The following is a 16979-nucleotide window of genomic DNA, read 5'->3' on the forward strand; positions in this document are numbered from 1 at the left end:
GTTGCAAACCCACCCTACGCGGGAGGCACATGGCACAGTCTGATCAAAAGCCGCTTCTGGTGATCGCCGCAGGCGGGACCGGCGGGCATATGTTCCCGGCACAGGCCCTGGCCGAGCTGATGCTGCGCCGCGGCTGGCGCGTGAAGCTGAGCACCGATGCCCGCGGCGCACGCTACACCGGCGGCTTTCCCCATTCGGTCGAGATAGAGGAGGTCAGCAGCGCCACCTTCGCGCGCGGCGGGGCGATGTCAAAAATGGGCGTGCCCTTCAAGGTGCTGCGCGGCGTGCTGGCCATGGCCGCCAAGATGCGCCGCGACCGGCCCGACGTGGTCGTGGGCTTTGGCGGCTATCCCTCGATCCCGGCGCTGGGGGCGGCCTGGATGCTGCGCCTGCCGCGGATGATCCACGAACAGAACGGCGTTCTGGGCCGGGTCAACAAGCTTTTCGCCAGCCGCGTGCACCTGGTGGCCTGCGGCATCTGGCCCACCGACCTGCCCCAAGGCGTCGAGGGCGTGCACGTCGGCAACCCTGTGCGGCTGGCGGTGCGCGACAGGGCGGGGGCCAGTTATATCGTGCCGGGCGACTATCCGATGTCGGTGCTGGTCATCGGCGGCAGCCAGGGCGCGCGCATCCTCAGCGATGTGGTGCCGCCCGCCATCGCCGCCCTGCCGATGGAGGTGCTGCGCCACCTGCGGGTCAGCCATCAGGCCCGCGACGAGGATGGTGAACGGGTCGCGGCCTATTACGCCGAACAGGGCATCGACGCGGATGTGCAGCCCTTCTTCAGCGACATTCCCAGCCGGATGTCCGAGGCGCAGCTCGTGATCTCGCGCTCGGGCGCCAGCAGCGTCGCCGACATCAGCGTCATCGGGCGCCCGTCGATCCTGATCCCGTTTGCCGCGGCGACGGGCGATCACCAGACCGCCAATGCCCGCGCGCTGGTCGAGGCGGGCGCGGCGATCCGGATCCCGGAATCAAAGCTCGATATCAGCGAACTCACCGCCGCGATCATGGCGGTTCTGGACAATCCCGACGGTGCCCTGCAAATGACCCAGGCTGCGCTTTCGGTGGCGAAACCCGAGGCGGCGGAAGAGCTTGCCGCCCTGGTGACTTACCTGGCCCATGGTGAGGCCGGGACACAAAGCGGAGGCGACGCAGATGAAACATGAAGCGATCACAGGAGGTCGGCCGATGAATGCCGCGACCAAGCTGCCCGGGGACGTGGGCCCCATCCATTTCGTCGGCATTGGTGGAATCGGCATGTCGGGCATCGCCGAGGTGCTGCTGAACCACGGCTATGTGGTGCAGGGCTCTGACCTCAAACGCTCCAAGATCACCGAACGGCTGGAAAAGCTGGGCGCGCATGTGTTCGTAGGGCAGGCGGCGACAAACCTGGACGCCGCCGAAGTGGTGGTGATCTCTTCCGCGATCAAGCCGGGCAATCCCGAACTGGACGAGGCGCGCCGCCGCGGTCTGCCCGTCGTGCGCCGGGCTGAAATGCTGGCCGAGCTCATGCGGCTCAAGTCCAACATCGCGGTGGCGGGCACCCATGGCAAGACCACCACCACGACGCTAGTGGCCGAACTGCTGGTCGCGGGCGGGATCGACCCCACGGTCGTCAACGGCGGCATCATTCACGCCTACGGGTCCAACGCGCGCATGGGCGAAGGCGAATGGATGGTGGTCGAGGCTGATGAAAGCGACGGCACCTTCAACCGGCTGCCCGCCACCATCGCCATCGTCACCAATATCGACCCCGAACATATGGAACACTGGGGCGATTTCGACGCGCTGCGCAAAGGCTTTTACGATTTCGTCAGCAACATCCCGTTCTATGGCCTCGCGGTCTGCTGCACCGATCATGAAGAGGTGCAGCGGCTGGTGGGCAAGGTCACGGACCGGCGGGTGGTGACCTACGGATTTAACGCGCAGGCCGATGTGCGGGCGGTCAACCTGCGGTATGAACGGGGCGTGGCGCATTTCGACATCGCCTTGCAGGCCGAGGGCACGATGATCGAAGGATGCACCCTGCCGATGCCTGGCGATCACAACGTGTCGAACGCGCTTTCCGCCGTGGCGGTGGCGCGGCATCTGGGCATGAAGCGGGCCGAAATCCGCGCCGCGCTTGCGGCCTTTGGCGGCGTCAACCGCCGCTTTACCCGGGTGGGTGAGGTGGGTGGCGTGACCATCATCGACGATTACGGCCACCACCCGGTCGAGATTGCCGCCGTGCTCAAGGCCGCGCGGCAGGCCTGCGACGGGCGGGTGATCGCGGTCCATCAGCCGCACCGCTACAGCCGCCTGCATTCGCTCTTCGACGATTTCTGCTCCTGCTTCAACGAGGCCGATGTCGTCGCCATCGCCGAGGTCTATGCCGCAGGCGAGGACCCGATCGAGGGGGCGAGCCGTGACGATCTGGTGGCCGGGCTGATCCAGCACGGGCACCGGCATGCGCGCGCCATCGTGGACGAGGATGACCTGGAGCGGCTGGTGCGCGAACAGGCGCGGCCCGGCGACATGGTGGTCTGCCTGGGCGCGGGCACGATTTCGGCCTGGGCCAACGGCCTTCCGCAGCGGCTGGCGTCGTGACACCGGCGGGGCGGAGTACTGCGGCATGAGTGCGGCGCTGATCGCGGCCTGCCTTTGGGTGCTGGCCGCGACCGCCACCGCGATGTTGCCGATGCGGCGGCAATACGTGCCGGGCGTGGCGCTGATGATCGCAGCGCCGGTCCTGCTGGGCTGGCTGGGCTATTCACACGGCGGCGTGGTGTTTGGGTTATGCCTCGCGGCCTTCGTGTCGATGTTCCGCAACCCGTTGAAATACCTCATCGCGCGGATGCGCGGGCAAGAGCCGGAGATCCCGGAATGACGACCTCCCTGATCCTCGCCTTCGTCTGGGCGTTGGCGGCCAATGTGCTGGCGATGATCCCCAGCAAGGACAGCCACTGGACCCGGGCCTATGTCCTGATCGCCATCGGCATTCCGCTGCTGGGCTATGTCACCTACGAAAACGGGCCCTGGATCGGGCTGCTGGTGCTGGCCGCGGGGATGAGCGTGCTGCGCTGGCCGGTGCGCTACCTCTGGCGCTGGGTTCAGGGGCGGTTCGGGCGCGGGGCCTGACGGGCCGGGCGGCTGGCGCCGCTATATGAGTATTTTTGCCAAGAAGAAGCAGGGGGGCGGCGCGCGGGTTTCGCTTGATCCGCGCCGCCGGGGCGGGGCAGGCTGCGGGAGATGGTCTATGCGTTGCCTCTTGTCGTCTTTGTGCTGTCGCTGATCGCGGCGCGGTGGGCGCTGTTGCAGCGGCTGGGATATACCGTGCTGGCGGCGGCGCTGCTGGTGGTGGGGGCGGCGCTTTGGGCGATCTGGGCCGGGCGGCAGCAGACCGGATGGGACGGGATCGGCTATGCGATCTTTGCGGTGCTGGTCTGCGGGCCGGTGCTGCTGGGCGCGGGCGTGGGCGCGTTGCTGGGCTGGCTGCGCCGCCGCCGGGGCTGACGCGGCGGCGCGTCGGTTCCCCTTGATCCCGGGGCAGACGGTGGGGCAGGCTGCGCGGGACGGTTGAGATTTCTCAGATAAGGGACCGCGAGAGCCTGACGGCGTGGCTGGAGGGCCTGCCGCAGGCGACGCAAGCGGAGAAGGCCGAGGCGCGGCGGGTCGCGGTGCACATCGCCACGCGCGCCGCGGCGCGGGTGCTGCCGGCGTATTGGAAATGGGTTCTGACCTCCGACAAGGCGCGGAGACGTAATTTGACAGCCTTGCCGATTCTGCGCAGCCTGTTGACGGCGGCGGTTGCAGGTCGGGCATCAACCGCCGCCGTCAGATCTGCCTCCGCCGCCTCCGCCGCCGCCGCCTCCTCCGCCGCCGCCGCCGACGTCGCCGCCGCCGCCGACGACGCCGCCTACGCCGACGCCGCCTACGCCGCCGCCTACGCCGCCGACGCCGCCGCCCGCGCCGCCCCTGCCGCCGACGTGTGGCAGAGCGTTCGGGGGGATGCCAAGGGTCTGGAAGATGGTCGGGATGTCTTTGCCGAACCCCTGTGGCCGGATGCGTGCCCCTTCGCGACCGATTGGCAGGAGATCAAGGACGGCGTCGGCCCAGACTGGGATTTCTGGGTCGCGTGGTATGACCGGATGCTCGACCCCAACGGCCAGCCGCCCAACTGGGAGATGCTGGAACGCATCGCGCTGATCGACAACGAGGTCTGGAAAGGGCCGGTGCCCGAGGCGCTGGCGGCGATCAACGGGATCTGGGCGGAGTATCTTTTGTCCGATCTGCAGGGAAAGACACCTTTCGCGTGGCGTGTCTACGTGACCAGCGGCCAGAAACTGGCGACGGAACCAAAGGAGAAGCTTGACCTTTTGCAAGTGGTGCAAGACACGCGGAGGGCACTCCGCGAACATGTCGCGCGTTGCAAAGCAGACCGGGGCAAAAGCGACATCGGAACGGCGGTCCTGGACGCGTTTGCGCGGACGATTGAGCGGCTTCGAAAGGACCTTTCCAAATTCAAGAACAACCCGGCGGATTTGCATCGGGTGATCGAGGAAGCCCGAGGTGATCTCGCCCTGATCAGTCAAAACGAGGGTTTCACGAAAGAGCCTCTTGCGGCGCGCTTGATCGGTAACCTTTCGGTTCGTGCGCAGGACGTATGCGTCGCCGCGCCAAGTGTTCTGGAAATGGTGAAGGAACGGCAGAGGGTCGAATATCACCTGCTTTCTGCCGAACAGGTCAGTCTGGCAAGGAAAATCGCGGCAGGGCTCGAACATGACAGCACCGGCCCCTTCAAGGCGGCTTGTGCCGTTGCTTTCGCAGTACTGGGTGATGTGAACCGCCCAGAGGAAGAAAAAGCGGCGGCGTGGAGCTACATCAAAGCTGCATCCGTGCACTCCGCCGTCGCGGCCCTAGAATTCGAGGCATCCGAGGCCAAAAGCGATGGATCGACAAAGAAGCCGTCGGTTATGGAGCGGATGGCCTCGTGGGGAAGGAAGATGAGTGATATTGATCGTGGCGTTGACGCCTTACAGGAAGTTGGTGCCGAGGCCGGGGAATGGTTGCCAGAAGTGCTCGAGACGTTGACGCGATCAGGGGCTTAGCGGCGTTCTGCAAAAGCCTCCGTTCGGTTCGGCGCTTTGGCCAAGCGGGCTTGCCTCTGCGCGCCGCCCGGATTAGCAGACGGCATGACCTATGACCTGCCCGAAACCCGAGGACGGCTGACGCCGCAAAAGCCTTTGTCAGAGCTGACATGGCTGCGCGTGGGCGGGCCTGCGGATGTGCTCTATCAGCCGGCCGACGTCGCGGACCTCCAGGAGTTTCTGCGCAAACTGGACCCTGGCGTGCCGGTCTTTCCGATGGGCGTCGGGTCGAACCTCATCGTGCGGGACGGGGGGTTGCGCGCTGTCGTGATCCGCATGGGGCGCGGGTTCAACGACATTTGCATCGACGGGACGCGCGTGACCGCTGGGGTCGCGGCTCTCGATGCGCATGTGGCGCGCAAGGCGGCGGAGGCGGGGGTGGACCTTACCTTTCTGCGCACGATTCCGGGGGCCATCGGCGGCGCGGTGCGGATGAACGCGGGCTGCTACGGCTCTTACGTGGCGGATGTTTTCGTGGAGGCCAAGGCGGTCACGCGGGCGGGGAAGTTGGTGACGCTGACGGCGGAGGACCTCGGCTTTGCCTACCGCCAGACCGATCTGCCCGAGGGCTGGGTGATCGTCGAGGCGACGTTTGAGGGCCCCGAGGGCGAGCCGGACGCGCTGGCGCAGCGCATGGCTGACCAGCTTGCGAAACGCGATGCGACCCAGCCCACCAAGGACCGTACCGCGGGCAGCACCTTTCGCAATCCGGCCGGGTTTTCCAGCACCGGGCGGGCCGATGACAGCCATGAGCTCAAGGCCTGGAAGGTCATCGACGACGCGGGCATGCGCGGCGCAAAGCGCGGCGGCGCGCAAATGAGCGAGATGCATTCCAACTTTCTGGTCAACACCGGCGACGCCACTGCCGCCGATCTGGAAGGATTGGGCGAAGAGGTGCGAAAAAAGGTTTTCCAACACAGTGGAATAGAGTTACACTGGGAAATCATGCGGGTTGGCGAACCAATCGGCGAATAAGGGCGAAAACGCCCGTATAAAAACAGCGACCACAGGCAGGTTGCACCAATAACAAGGGGCCGGAGCCCCGGGACTTGAGGCGGTTTGGGATGTCGAGCAGGACACTCCCGAAAGTTGCAGTGTTGATGGGCGGCCCCTCGGCGGAGCGCGAGGTGTCGCTGAGTTCAGGGCGCGAATGCGCCGCAGCTTTGCGGGCAGAAGGATATCAGGTGATCGAGGTCGATGCGGGCCCCGACCTTGCGCAGCGTCTGGCGGACGCCGCACCCGATGTGGTGTTCAACGCGCTGCATGGTCGCTGGGGCGAAGACGGCTGCGTGCAAGGGCTGCTGGAATGGCTGGGTCTGCCCTATACGCATTCGGGCGTGCTGGCCTCGGCCCTGGCGATGGACAAGGAGCGGTCAAAGGCGATCTACCGCCAGCACGGGCTGCCGGTGGTCGAAAGCGTCCTGGCGCCCAAGACCGATGTGATGGCGGGCCACGTGCTGCCGCCGCCCTATGTGGTCAAACCCAACAACGAAGGATCCTCGGTCGGGGTGTACCTGGTGCAGGAGGCGGCGAACGCGCCGCCGCAGCTGTCAGATGACATGCCCGACATGGTCATGGTCGAGGCCTTCGCCCCCGGGCGCGAGCTGACCACCACGGTGATGGGCGACCGCGCGCTCACGGTCACCGATATCCTGACGGACGGCTGGTACGACTACGACGCCAAATACAAACCCGGCGGGTCCCGGCACGTGGTGCCCGCGGACATCCCGCAAGAGATTTTCGATGCCTGCCTCGACTACGCTTTGCGTGCCCACACGGCCCTGGGCTGCCGGGGCGTGAGCCGCACAGATTTCCGCTGGGACGAGGCGCGCGGGCTCGATGGGCTCATTCTGCTGGAAACCAACACCCAGCCGGGGATGACGCCGACGTCGCTGTCGCCCGAACAGGGCGAAACGGTCGGCATTCCCTTTGGCCGGATGTGCGCCTGGATGGTGGAGGATGCGTCGTGCAACAGGTGACCCGCCCCGATCCTGCGCCGTCGCGCCTGCGCTACCGGATGCAGCGGATGATGCTGACGCCGCTTTACCGGCTGCTGCTGCGCGTCGGGCTGCCCTTTGCCATCGCCTTTGGCGCGGCAAGCTGGTGGTTCTCGATCCCGGACAACCGCGATGCCTTTCTGGGCATGATCGCCGACACCCGCGCCGCCATCGAGCAGCGCCCGGAATTCATGGTCAAGCTGATGGCCGTGGACGGCGCCAGCGAGGCCGTGGCCGAGGATATCCGCACCGTGCTGCCGGTGCGTTTTCCGGTGTCGTCCTTCGATCTTGATCTTGACCAGATGCGCGCGACCGTCGTGCAGCTTGATGCGGTGGAAAGCGCGCGGCTGCGCGTCCGGCAGGGCGGGGTGCTGCAGGTCGATGTCACCGAACGCAAGCCGGTGGTGCTGTGGCGCACCAAGGGCGGGCTGGAGCTTCTGGACAAATCCGGGGTTTTCGTCGGGCCCGCACGGCTGCGCACCGATTATCCCGACCTGCCTTTGATCGCCGGACGCGGCGCGGACAAGCGCGTGCCCGAGGCGCAGGCCCTGCTCGAGGCGGCGCGCCCGCTCTGGCCGCGGCTGCGCGGGTTGTTGCGGATGGGCGAGAGGCGCTGGGATGTGGTGCTGGACCGCGGCCAGCGCATCCGTCTGCCCGAAACCGGTGCGGTGCAGGCGCTGGAGCGGGCCATCGCCATGGATGACGCGGTGGACATGCTGGCGCGCGATCTGCTGGTCGTGGATCTGCGCCTGCCGCAGCGGCCGACCCTGCGGATGAGCGGCCCGGCGGTGCAGGAATGGTGGCGGATCACGTCGATGGAAGTTGGGGATACCGAATAATGATTGAACTCTATGAATCCCAGCGGGCGATGCGGAACATGCGTCGGGCGGCGATGCAGCGGGGCGTCATCGCCATTCTCGATGTGGGCAGTTCCAAGATTGCCTGCCTCGTGCTGCGGTTCGACGGCAACGAGCAGGGGCTCGAGAGCGACGGCATCGGGTCGCTGGCGGGGCAGTCGGGGTTTCGCGTCATCGGTGCCGCGACCACCCGGTCGCGCGGCGTGCGCTTTGGCGAGATCGACGCCATGGGCGAAACCGAACGCGCGATCCGCACCGCCGTGCAGGCCGCGCAAAAGATGGCGCAGATCCGGGTTGACCACGTGATCGCCTGCTTTTCGGGGGCCGAGCCGCGTAGCTACGGCCTGGCCGGTCAGGTCGAGATCGAAGAGACGATGGTCAGCGAACAGGATATCGCCCGGGTGCTGAGCGCCTGCGACGTGCCGGATTTCGGGCAGGGGCGCGAGGTGCTGCACGCGCAGCCGGTGAACTTTGCGCTGGATCACCGCTCGGGCCTGTCGGACCCGCGCGGTCAGATTGGCCAGACACTCTATACCGATATGCACATGCTGACCGTCGAGGCGCTGGCGATCCAGAACCTTGCCCATTGCGTCAAGCGCTGCGACCTGGAACTCGCCGGCATCGCGTCCTCGGCCTATGTCAGCGGCATCGCGGCGCTGGTCGAGGATGAGCAGGAACTGGGCGCCGCCTGCATCGACCTTGGCGGCGGCGCGACCGGCGTGTCGATCTTCATGAAGAAACACATGATCTATGCCGACAGCGTGCGCATGGGCGGCGACCACGTGACCGGCGACATCTCCATGGGGTTGCAGGTGCCGATGGCCACCGCCGAACGGATCAAGACCTTTTACGGCGGCGTGGTGGCCACCGGCATGGACGACCGCGAGATGATCGAGATCGGCGGCGATACCGGCGACTGGCATCACGACCGGCGCACGGTCAGCCGGGCGGAACTGATCGGCATCATGCGGCCTCGGGTCGAGGAGATCCTCGAAGAGGTGCGCGCCCGGCTGGATGCGGCAGGGTTCGAACATCTGCCCAGCCAACAGATCGTGCTGACGGGGGCGGCAAGCCAGATCCCGGGGCTCGATGGCCTGGCGTCGAAGATCCTTGGCCAGCAGGTGCGACTCGGTCGGCCGCTGCGCGTGCACGGTCTGCCGCAGGCGGCCACGGGCCCCGGATTCGCAAGCGCGGTCGGGTTGTGCCTGTTTGCCGCACACCCGCAGGACGAGTGGTGGGATTTCGAGGTTCCGGTGGAACGCTATCCCGCCCGGTCCCTTAAGAGAGCGGTAAAATGGTTTCGTGACAACTGGTAACAACGATATCTTGATGCGTCGGCAATATCCCGCAGAGACGCGTCAGAAAATTGCCACATTTGGTGGCAAAAGGGCGTTTTTCGCGTGACGAAAAGCGGCTGAAACGCTAATACTAGGCGGGAATAGGTGCAAAAAAGGCCTGAACGGGCCACAACAGCAGGCGGACAGATCAATGACATTGAACCTTTCGGTGCCCGGACAGGAAGAGTTGAAGCCCCGGATCACGGTGTTTGGCGTAGGCGGTGCAGGTGGCAACGCGGTCAACAACATGATCGAGAAAGAGTTGGACGGCGTCGATTTCGTCGTCGCCAACACCGACGCGCAGGCGCTTCAGCAGTCGCAGTCGACCAGCAAGGTGCAGCTGGGCGTGAAGGTCACCGAAGGGCTGGGCGCGGGCGCACGTGCCAGCGTCGGTGCCGCGGCGGCCGAGGAAAGCATCGAACAGATCGTCGATCACCTGGCGGGCGCGCACATGTGCTTTATCACCGCCGGTATGGGCGGGGGCACCGGGACGGGTGCGGCGCCGATCATCGCGCAGGCCGCGCGCGAACTGGGGGTCCTGACCGTCGGTGTCGTGACCAAGCCCTTCCAGTTCGAGGGCAACAAGCGGATGAAGCAGGCCGAGGACGGGGTCGAGGCCCTGCAAAAGGTCGTCGATACGCTGATCATCATCCCCAACCAGAACCTGTTCCGCCTGGCCAACGAAAAGACCACCTTCACCGAAGCGTTCTCGATGGCGGACGACGTGCTTTATCAGGGCGTCAAAGGCGTCACTGACCTGATGGTGCGTCCGGGCCTCATCAACCTCGACTTTGCGGACGTGCGCGCCGTGATGGACGAGATGGGCAAAGCCATGATGGGCACCGGAGAGGCCGAGGGCGAAGATCGCGCCATCCAGGCCGCCGAAAAGGCCATCGCCAACCCGCTGCTCGACGAAATCTCGCTCCGCGGGGCCAAGGGTGTGCTGATCAACATCACCGGCGGGCACGACCTGACCCTGTTCGAACTGGACGAGGCCGCCAACCGCATCCGCGAGGAAGTGGACACCGATGCCAACATCATCGTCGGCTCCACCCTCGACAACGGCATGGAAGGCCGGATGCGCGTCAGCGTCGTCGCCACCGGCATCGACGCCGTCGACGTGAACACCGAAATCCCGGTGCCGCGCCGGTCGCTGGCGCAGCCTCTGCGCCAGGTCGAAACCGCCGAGGCCGCCCCGGCGCCCGAGCCTGTGCGCGAACCCGCACGCCCCGCCGTGGCCGCCCAGTCCGCAGAGCCGCAGTACGAGGAAGAGGAGCCGTCGCTTTTCGAAGGCATGAGCGCAGAGCGCACCGCCGCCGAGGATCAGATGGAAACCATCTTCGAGGACGAGCAGGCTGCCGAGGCCGATGACGGTCTGCCGCCCCCGGCCTACAAGCCGCAGGTTGCCGCCTTCCAGCCGCGCGAAGACGAGATCGAGGCCGAGGTCGAGAGCTTTGTCGCCCCGCGCGCCCCGGCGCCCGGCACCCCGTCGCCCGAAGCGCTGGCGCGTCTGCAGGCCGCGGCCTCCCGCGCCCGCCCGCAGGCCCAGCCCGCACCGCAGCAGGCCCGCGCGGCCGCGGCACAGGCTGGCGCCGAAGGCGACAAGCCTCGTTTTGGCATCAACTCGCTGATCAACCGGATGACGGGCCACGGCGCTGAAGCCGGTACCGCCCCCGCGCCGCGCCGTCAGCAGCCGCCGGTCCAGGCCCGCAAGCCGCAGCCCGATCCGATGATCGAGCAAGAGGCCGATCCCGATCAGGAGCGGATCGAAATCCCCGCCTTCCTGCGGCGTCAGGCCAACTGATCCAGCCGTCTTTGCGGCAGCAGCGCCCCCGGTTCCGTCCGGGGGCGCTTTGCGTTTTGGCGGGCCGGGCCGCGAAACGCGGGCGTTGCAGGTCTGAAGCGAATGGGTCTGACGGGGCCCTTTTTGTGATGATTGCGCTATCATCGCGTGACATCGTGAGGGTTCGACCGCTTCGGCGCCCTCTATTTTTCGATTTACATTCAAGTAGGTAGGCTAATTTTCTTCAGGGTGCGCGAGGTTGCGCCGGTTTGTAACAGTGGATGTTTCAGACGGTTGCAATCTTTGATTTGAGACGGGGCAGGGGCTCCTTTATCTCCCTCTGCAAGGCGCAGGACAGCAGAACGCTGCGTATTCCGGGGGTACTCGCCGTGCAGACAACCATTCGATCCGCGATCAGCTTTCAGGGCTTTGGCTTGCATTCGGGCAAGCCCGCCCGGCTGACCATTCGTCCGGCGTCTGCCAACCACGGCGTCTGGTTCAAGCGCACCGACATCATGCTGGGCGACTCGCTCGTGCCCGCGCGCTGGGACGCGGTCGAACTGTCGCCGCTCTGCACCCGCATCAAGAACCGCGCGGGCGTCGAGGTGGCGACCATCGAACACCTGATGGCGGCGCTGGTCGGCTGCGGCATCCACAATGCTCTGGTTGAAATCGACGGCCCCGAGGTTCCGATCCTCGACGGGTCGGCGGCGCCCTTCGTGCGCGGCATCCTGTCGCGCGGCGTGCGCGAACTGCCCGTGCCGCTGCGGGTCATCGAGGTACTGACCGCGGTCGAGGTGCACACCGCCCATGGCTGGGCGCGCCTGTCCCCGGGGGCCGGTGGTTTGTCGATGGACTTTCACATCTCTTTTGCCGATGCCGCCATCGGCACGCAGGACAAGGGCCTGAACCTGGCCAACGGCGCCTTCGTGCGCGAACTCTGCGACAGCCGCACCTTCTGCCGCCAGGCGGATGTGGACACCATGCGCGCCAACGGCCTTGCCTTGGGCGGGACGATGGAAAACGCCGTTGTGGTGGACGGCGACCGGGTGCTCAGCCCCGGCGGTCTGCGCCACGCCGATGAGGCGGTGCGCCACAAGATGCTCGATGCGCTTGGCGACCTGTCGCTGGCCGGTTCGCCGCTGATCGGCCACTACACCGGGCACAAGGCCGGGCATTCGATGACCAACATGCTGCTGCGCGAGCTTTTCAGCATGCCGGACGCGTTTCGCATGGTGCAGGCGGATGGCCGCACGGCGGCGCGTCTGCCCGGTGCCGGCGTCGGTCGGCACGAAATTCCCGCCGTCGCCTGAGTCCGTCGCGCATCGCCTTTGTGAAATCGGCGTTAAGACGTTTTGCCCCTGAATTTTCTGTGCTAGGACCGGGATCAAGAGTGGGGTAAAGACCCCGCAGTGCGTAACTTGAGGGTAGGCAAGCATGTCAGGCGGCGTGTCGCGGAACGGTGTGATCGGGGCGGTTCTGATGGCCGCGCTTCTGTCGGGATGCGGCGGCGCCGCAAGGCTTGGGAGCGGCTCTGACAACACCAACCTCGAAGCGTTCACGGCACAGCAGATTTTCGAACGCGGCGAATTCGAACTCGAGCGCAGCGATCCCGAGGAAGCGGCGTTCTACTTTGGCGAGATCGAGCGGCTGTATCCCTATTCCGAATGGGCCAAGCGCGCGCTGATCATGCAGGCCTTCGCCTATCATCGCGACAAGGACTATGAAAACAGCCGCTCTGCCGCGCAGCGCTATATCGACTTCTACCCGCTCGACGACGATGCCGCCTATGCGCAGTACCTTCTGGCGCTCAGCTACTACGACCAGATCGAGGAGGTCGGGCGCGATCAGGGGCTGACCTTCCAGGCGCTGCAATCCCTGCGCACTGTCATTGAACGCTATCCCGAGAGCGAATATGCCCGCTCGGCCATCCTGAAATTCGACCTCGCCTTCGATCACCTCGCGGGCAAGGAGATGGAGATCGGCCGCTATTACCTCAAGCGCGATCATTTCGGCGCGGCGATCAACAGATTCCGCGTGGTGGTCGAGGATTTCCAGACTACCACCCACACGCCCGAGGCGCTGCATCGCCTGGTCGAGGCCTACCTGTCGCTGGGGCTGACCGACGAGGCGCAGACCGCCGGGGCCATCTTGGGTTACAACTACCAGTCGACCGACTGGTACGAGGACAGCTACACGCTCCTGACCGGGCGGGGCCTGACGCTCGAGGCGGCGGGCGACAACTGGCTGGCGAAGATCTACCGCCAGATGGTCAAGGGGCAGTGGCTGTAATCGATGGTGGGTTGAAAACCTACCCTACGGGATGTGCCGATGCTGCGCGCGCTTGAAATCCGCGACATGTTGATCATCGACCGGCTGGACCTCGCGTTTCAGCCGGGTCTGAACGTGCTGACCGGGGAAACCGGCGCGGGCAAGTCGATCCTGCTCGACTCGCTTGGTTTCGTGCTGGGCTGGCGGGGCCGGGCGGAACTGGTGCGCACCGGTGCCGATCAGGGCGAGGTGACGGCGGTGTTCGATCTACCGCCCGGCCACGCCGCCCATGCGGTTCTGGCCGAGGCCGGGTTGCCCGGCGGATCCGAACTGATCCTGCGCCGCGTCAACACCCGCGACGGACGCAAGACCGCCTGGGTCAATGACCGCCGCTGTTCGGGCGAGGTTTTGCGGCAGTTGTCGGACACGCTGGTCGAACTGCACGGCCAGCACGACGACCGCGGCCTTCTGAACCCGCGCGGCCACCGGGCGCTGCTGGACGAGTTCGCGGAGCTTGACCAACAGATCGCCGAAACGCGCGCCGCCTGGACCGACCGCAGCCGCGCGCAAAAGGCGCTGTCGGCCGCCGAGGCGCAGCTTGAAGAGGCGCGCGCCGAAGAAGAGTTTCTGCGCTTTTCGGTGGCCGAGTTGGACAAGCTTGCCCCCCAGCCCGGCGAGGATGCGGAGCTGGACGACGCGCGCCGCCGGATGCAGGGGGCCGAGAAGATCCGCGACGACATCGCCAAGGCCTCGGCCGCGCTGGGGTATGATGGCGCCGAAGGCGCGATGGCCGAGGCGCTGCGCTGGCTCGAAGGCGTATCCGACAAGGCCGATGGCGCGCTGGACGCGCCGATTGCGGCGTTGGCCCGCGCCATGGCCGAGCTTGACGAGGCATCGCACGGCGTCGCGCGCTGTATCGAAGGGCTGGAATTCGATCCCTACCAGCTTGAAAACACCGAGGAGCGGCTCTTCGCCATTCGCGCGCTGGCCCGCAAGCACAATGTTCAGCCGGACGATCTGGGCGATTTCGCCGACACCCTGCGCGCCCGCCTTATGGCGCTGGATCGCGGAGAGGCCGATCTGGCCGATCTGCAGGCCGCCCTGGCAACGGCCGAGGCCCGCTACGACCAAGCCGCCGCGGCCCTGAGCGCGGCGCGGACCGAGGCTGCCAAACGGTTGGACAAGGCCGTGTCGGCAGAGCTTGCCCCGCTAAAGATGGAACGCGCGGTCTTTGTCACCGAAATGGCCCCCGGTCCCGACGGCCCCGAAGGCCGCGACGCGGTGGCCTTTACCGTCGCCACCAATCCCGGCGCGCCCTCGGGTCCGCTGGGCAAGATTGCCAGCGGCGGCGAACTCAGCCGCTTCATGCTGGCGCTCAAGGTGTGCCTGTGGGGCGACCGGGACCGTGGCGTGACGCTGATCTTTGACGAGATCGACCGCGGCGTGGGCGGTGCCACGGCGGATGCGGTGGGGCGCAGGCTGTCGGCGCTGGCGGGCGACGGACAGGTGCTGGTGGTCACCCATTCGCCGCAGGTCGCTGCCCTGGGCGCCCATCACTGGCGGGTGGAAAAGCGCGTCGCGGGCGATGTCACGACCTCGACCGTCACCGCGCTTGACGCGCAGGCGCGCGAAGGTGAAATCGCGCGGATGCTGGCGGGCGACACCGTCACGGATGAAGCCCGCGCCGCCGCCCGGGCGCTGCTGGCGGGGTAGGGCGCGCGCAGGGCCGCGGCAGCAATGGCGGGTTTCCCCCGCCGCCACCTTGCGACCCGCCGCGCAGGTCGGTAAACGCGTGGGCGATACAGCATCGCAAGAGGCCCAAATGTCCATCGACACAGAGACCGCCGCCCGCGTGGCGAAACTGGCCCGCATCAAGGTCGAGGATGACGCGCTGCCCGCGCTGGCATCCGAATTCAACACCATCCTCGGCTTCATCGAACAGCTGCAAGAGGTGGATGTCGACGGGGTCGAACCGATGGTGTCGGTGACGCCCATGCGGCTCAAGCGGCGCCAGGACGGCGTGACCGATGGCGATCAGCAGGACAAGGTGCTGGCCAACGCGCCCGACGCGCGCGAAGGCTTTTTCGCGGTGCCGAAGGTGGTGGAATAATGACCGATCTGACCAAGATGAAAGTGGCCGAGGCCCGCGATGCCCTGCGCGCGGGCGAGCTGACCAGCGCCGAGCTGACCGAGGCCTGCCTGAACGCCATCGACGCCGCCGATGCGCTCGGTGCCTTCGTGCACAAGACACCCGAGATCGCGCGCGACCGTGCCGCCGCCGCCGACCAGCGGATCAAGGCGGGCGATGCCCCCGATCTTTGCGGCATCCCCATGGGGATCAAGGATCTTTTCTGCACCAAGGGTGTCGACAGCCAGGCCGCCAGCCGCATCCTGCAAGGCTTCAAACCCGAATACGAATCCACCGTGTCGCAGCAGTTGCAGGACGCGGGCGTGGTGATGCTGGGCAAGCTCAACATGGACGAATTCGCCATGGGGAGCAGCAATGAAACCAGCGTTTACGGTAATGCCGTGAACCCCTGGCGGCGCGGCAATGACGACACGGCGCTGACGCCTGGCGGCTCCTCTGGCGGGTCGGCCTCGGCTGTGGCGGCGGATCTTTGCCTTGCCGCGACCGGCACCGACACCGGCGGGTCGATCCGCCAGCCCGCCGCCTTAACCGGGATCACCGGCATCAAGCCCACCTACGGGCGCTGTTCGCGCTGGGGCATCGTGGCCTTCGCCTCCAGCCTTGACCAGGCCGGGCCGATGACCAAGGACGTCCGCGACGCGGCCATCGTGCTGCGCGCCATGTGTGGACACGACCCCAAGGACAGCACCTCGGCCGATCTGCCGGTGCCGGATTTCGAGGCGGCGCTGACCGGCGACATCCGTGGCAAAAAGATCGGGATTCCCCGCGAATACCGCATGGATGGCATGCCCTCCGAGATCGAGGCGCTCTGGTCCGAAGGCACGGCGATGCTGCGCGACGCAGGCGCCGAGATCGTCGATATCTCGCTTCCCCACACGAAATATGCGCTGCCTGCCTATTACGTGATCGCCCCGGCCGAAGCGTCCTCGAACCTGGCACGCTATGACGGGGTGCGCTACGGTCACCGCGCCACACTCAGCCAGGGTGACGGCATCACAGAAATGTATGAAAAGACGCGGGCCGAGGGCTTTGGCCCCGAGGTGCAGCGCCGGGTGATGGTCGGCACCTATGTTCTGTCCGCCGGTTTCTATGACGCCTACTACAACCGCGCCCGCAAGGTCCGCACTCTGATCAAGCGCGACTTTGAACAGGTGTTCGATCAGGGCGTCGATGCCATCCTGACCCCCGCCACACCATCGGCAGCCTTCCCTCTGGGAATTCAGATGGACGACCCGGTGCAGATGTACCTGAACGATGTGTTTACGGTAACGGTGAACCTGGCCGGTCTGCCGGGCATTTCGGTGCCTGCTGGAACCGACAAGGATGGCCTGCCGTTGGGTCTTCAGCTGATCGGCCGCCCGTGGGAGGAAGGCGATCTGCTGAATACGGCCTATACACTGGAACGTGCGGCGGGTTTTGTGGCCAAACCGACCAAATGGTGGTAATGCAGACGCAA

The 16979-nt window shown here is 66.3% G+C and carries 16 protein-coding genes; all 16 read left to right on the top strand.

Annotated features, from left to right (window positions below; genetic code table 11):
- The first annotated feature begins 29 nt into the window (after positions 1–29).
- The 16 genes from ACOXXX_RS07235 to gatA all read left to right on the top strand — a co-directional run bounded on the left by ACOXXX_RS07235 (position 30) and on the right by gatA (position 16968).
- Complete coding sequence (locus ACOXXX_RS07235) at positions 30–1169, top strand: UDP-N-acetylglucosamine--N-acetylmuramyl-(pentapeptide) pyrophosphoryl-undecaprenol N-acetylglucosamine transferase (protein WP_422825891.1); 1140 nt, start codon at positions 30–32, stop codon at positions 1167–1169.
- 22 nt (positions 1170–1191) lie between these two features.
- Complete coding sequence (murC, locus tag ACOXXX_RS07240; RefSeq protein ID WP_422825892.1) at positions 1192–2589, top strand: UDP-N-acetylmuramate--L-alanine ligase; 1398 nt, start codon at positions 1192–1194, stop codon at positions 2587–2589.
- Positions 2590–2614: 25 nt separating this feature from the next.
- A complete protein-coding gene (locus ACOXXX_RS07245; protein ID WP_422825893.1) occupies positions 2615–2869 on the top strand; it encodes a DUF2484 family protein in 255 nt (84 codons plus the stop codon).
- Positions 2866–3120, top strand: coding sequence for a DUF2484 family protein (locus tag ACOXXX_RS07250; protein WP_422825894.1), 255 nt, complete (start codon positions 2866–2868; stop codon positions 3118–3120). The genes ACOXXX_RS07245 and ACOXXX_RS07250 overlap by 4 nt, the downstream gene beginning before the upstream one ends.
- A gap of 111 nt (positions 3121–3231) precedes the next feature.
- Positions 3232–3495 (top strand): hypothetical protein, encoded by a 264-nt coding sequence (locus ACOXXX_RS07255; protein ID WP_422825895.1) that lies wholly within the window; start codon positions 3232–3234, stop codon positions 3493–3495.
- 164 nt (positions 3496–3659) lie between these two features.
- Positions 3660–5090, top strand: coding sequence for a hypothetical protein (locus ACOXXX_RS07260; RefSeq protein WP_422825896.1), 1431 nt, complete (start codon positions 3660–3662; stop codon positions 5088–5090).
- An 84-nt stretch (positions 5091–5174) separates the two neighbouring features.
- Entirely contained in the window at positions 5175–6104 is a 930-nt protein-coding gene (gene murB, locus ACOXXX_RS07265; RefSeq protein WP_422825897.1) for a UDP-N-acetylmuramate dehydrogenase, read from the top strand.
- A 125-nt stretch (positions 6105–6229) separates the two neighbouring features.
- Positions 6230–7108, top strand: a complete 879-nt coding sequence (locus ACOXXX_RS07270; RefSeq protein ID WP_422825898.1) for a D-alanine--D-alanine ligase — start codon at positions 6230–6232, stop codon at positions 7106–7108.
- Between the two features lie 38 nt (positions 7109–7146).
- Positions 7147–7965: a cell division protein FtsQ/DivIB gene (locus ACOXXX_RS07275; RefSeq protein ID WP_422826169.1), complete on the top strand. Its 819-nt coding sequence runs from the start codon at positions 7147–7149 to the stop codon at positions 7963–7965.
- Positions 7965–9299: a cell division protein FtsA gene (gene ftsA, locus ACOXXX_RS07280; protein WP_422825899.1), complete on the top strand. Its 1335-nt coding sequence runs from the start codon at positions 7965–7967 to the stop codon at positions 9297–9299. The genes ACOXXX_RS07275 and ftsA overlap by 1 nt, the downstream gene beginning before the upstream one ends.
- A 172-nt stretch (positions 9300–9471) precedes the next feature.
- Positions 9472–11124 (top strand): cell division protein FtsZ, encoded by a 1653-nt coding sequence (gene ftsZ, locus ACOXXX_RS07285; RefSeq protein WP_422825900.1) that lies wholly within the window; start codon positions 9472–9474, stop codon positions 11122–11124.
- A gap of 368 nt (positions 11125–11492) precedes the next feature.
- On the top strand, positions 11493–12416 hold the full coding sequence (gene lpxC / locus ACOXXX_RS07290; RefSeq protein WP_422825901.1) for a UDP-3-O-acyl-N-acetylglucosamine deacetylase: 924 nt from the start codon (positions 11493–11495) through the stop codon (positions 12414–12416).
- 124 nt (positions 12417–12540) lie between these two features.
- Positions 12541–13395, top strand: coding sequence for an outer membrane protein assembly factor BamD (locus tag ACOXXX_RS07295; RefSeq protein ID WP_422825902.1), 855 nt, complete (start codon positions 12541–12543; stop codon positions 13393–13395).
- 39 nt (positions 13396–13434) lie between these two features.
- Positions 13435–15087: a DNA repair protein RecN gene (gene recN, locus ACOXXX_RS07300; RefSeq protein ID WP_422825903.1), complete on the top strand. Its 1653-nt coding sequence runs from the start codon at positions 13435–13437 to the stop codon at positions 15085–15087.
- Between the two features lie 109 nt (positions 15088–15196).
- Positions 15197–15484 (top strand): Asp-tRNA(Asn)/Glu-tRNA(Gln) amidotransferase subunit GatC, encoded by a 288-nt coding sequence (gatC, locus tag ACOXXX_RS07305; RefSeq protein ID WP_422825904.1) that lies wholly within the window; start codon positions 15197–15199, stop codon positions 15482–15484.
- A complete protein-coding gene (gatA, locus tag ACOXXX_RS07310; RefSeq protein ID WP_422825905.1) occupies positions 15484–16968 on the top strand; it encodes an Asp-tRNA(Asn)/Glu-tRNA(Gln) amidotransferase subunit GatA in 1485 nt (494 codons plus the stop codon). The genes gatC and gatA overlap by 1 nt, the downstream gene beginning before the upstream one ends.
- Positions 16969–16979: the final 11 nt, after the last annotated feature.

Source organism: Thalassococcus sp. BH17M4-6, from assembly GCF_049323015.1.
GTDB lineage: Bacteria > Pseudomonadota > Alphaproteobacteria > Rhodobacterales > Rhodobacteraceae > Puniceibacterium.

Bases quoted from the DNA above. Each gene is read 5' to 3' on its own strand.
- ACOXXX_RS07235 (WP_422825891.1), top strand. From the start codon at position 30: ATGGCACAGTCTGATCAAAAGCCGCTTCTGGTGATCGCCGCAGGCGGG.
- murC (WP_422825892.1), top strand. From the start codon at position 1,192: ATGAATGCCGCGACCAAGCTGCCCGGGGACGTGGGCCCCATCCATTTC.
- ACOXXX_RS07245 (WP_422825893.1), top strand. From the start codon at position 2,615: ATGAGTGCGGCGCTGATCGCGGCCTGCCTTTGGGTGCTGGCCGCGACC.
- ACOXXX_RS07250 (WP_422825894.1), top strand. From the start codon at position 2,866: ATGACGACCTCCCTGATCCTCGCCTTCGTCTGGGCGTTGGCGGCCAAT.
- ACOXXX_RS07255 (WP_422825895.1), top strand. From the start codon at position 3,232: ATGGTCTATGCGTTGCCTCTTGTCGTCTTTGTGCTGTCGCTGATCGCG.
- murB (WP_422825897.1), top strand. From the start codon at position 5,175: ATGACCTATGACCTGCCCGAAACCCGAGGACGGCTGACGCCGCAAAAG.
- ACOXXX_RS07270 (WP_422825898.1), top strand. From the start codon at position 6,230: ATGGGCGGCCCCTCGGCGGAGCGCGAGGTGTCGCTGAGTTCAGGGCGC.
- ACOXXX_RS07275 (WP_422826169.1), top strand. From the start codon at position 7,147: ATGCAGCGGATGATGCTGACGCCGCTTTACCGGCTGCTGCTGCGCGTC.
- ftsA (WP_422825899.1), top strand. From the start codon at position 7,965: ATGATTGAACTCTATGAATCCCAGCGGGCGATGCGGAACATGCGTCGG.
- ftsZ (WP_422825900.1), top strand. From the start codon at position 9,472: ATGACATTGAACCTTTCGGTGCCCGGACAGGAAGAGTTGAAGCCCCGG.
- ACOXXX_RS07295 (WP_422825902.1), top strand. From the start codon at position 12,541: ATGTCAGGCGGCGTGTCGCGGAACGGTGTGATCGGGGCGGTTCTGATG.
- recN (WP_422825903.1), top strand. From the start codon at position 13,435: ATGCTGCGCGCGCTTGAAATCCGCGACATGTTGATCATCGACCGGCTG.
- gatC (WP_422825904.1), top strand. From the start codon at position 15,197: ATGTCCATCGACACAGAGACCGCCGCCCGCGTGGCGAAACTGGCCCGC.
- gatA (WP_422825905.1), top strand. From the start codon at position 15,484: ATGACCGATCTGACCAAGATGAAAGTGGCCGAGGCCCGCGATGCCCTG.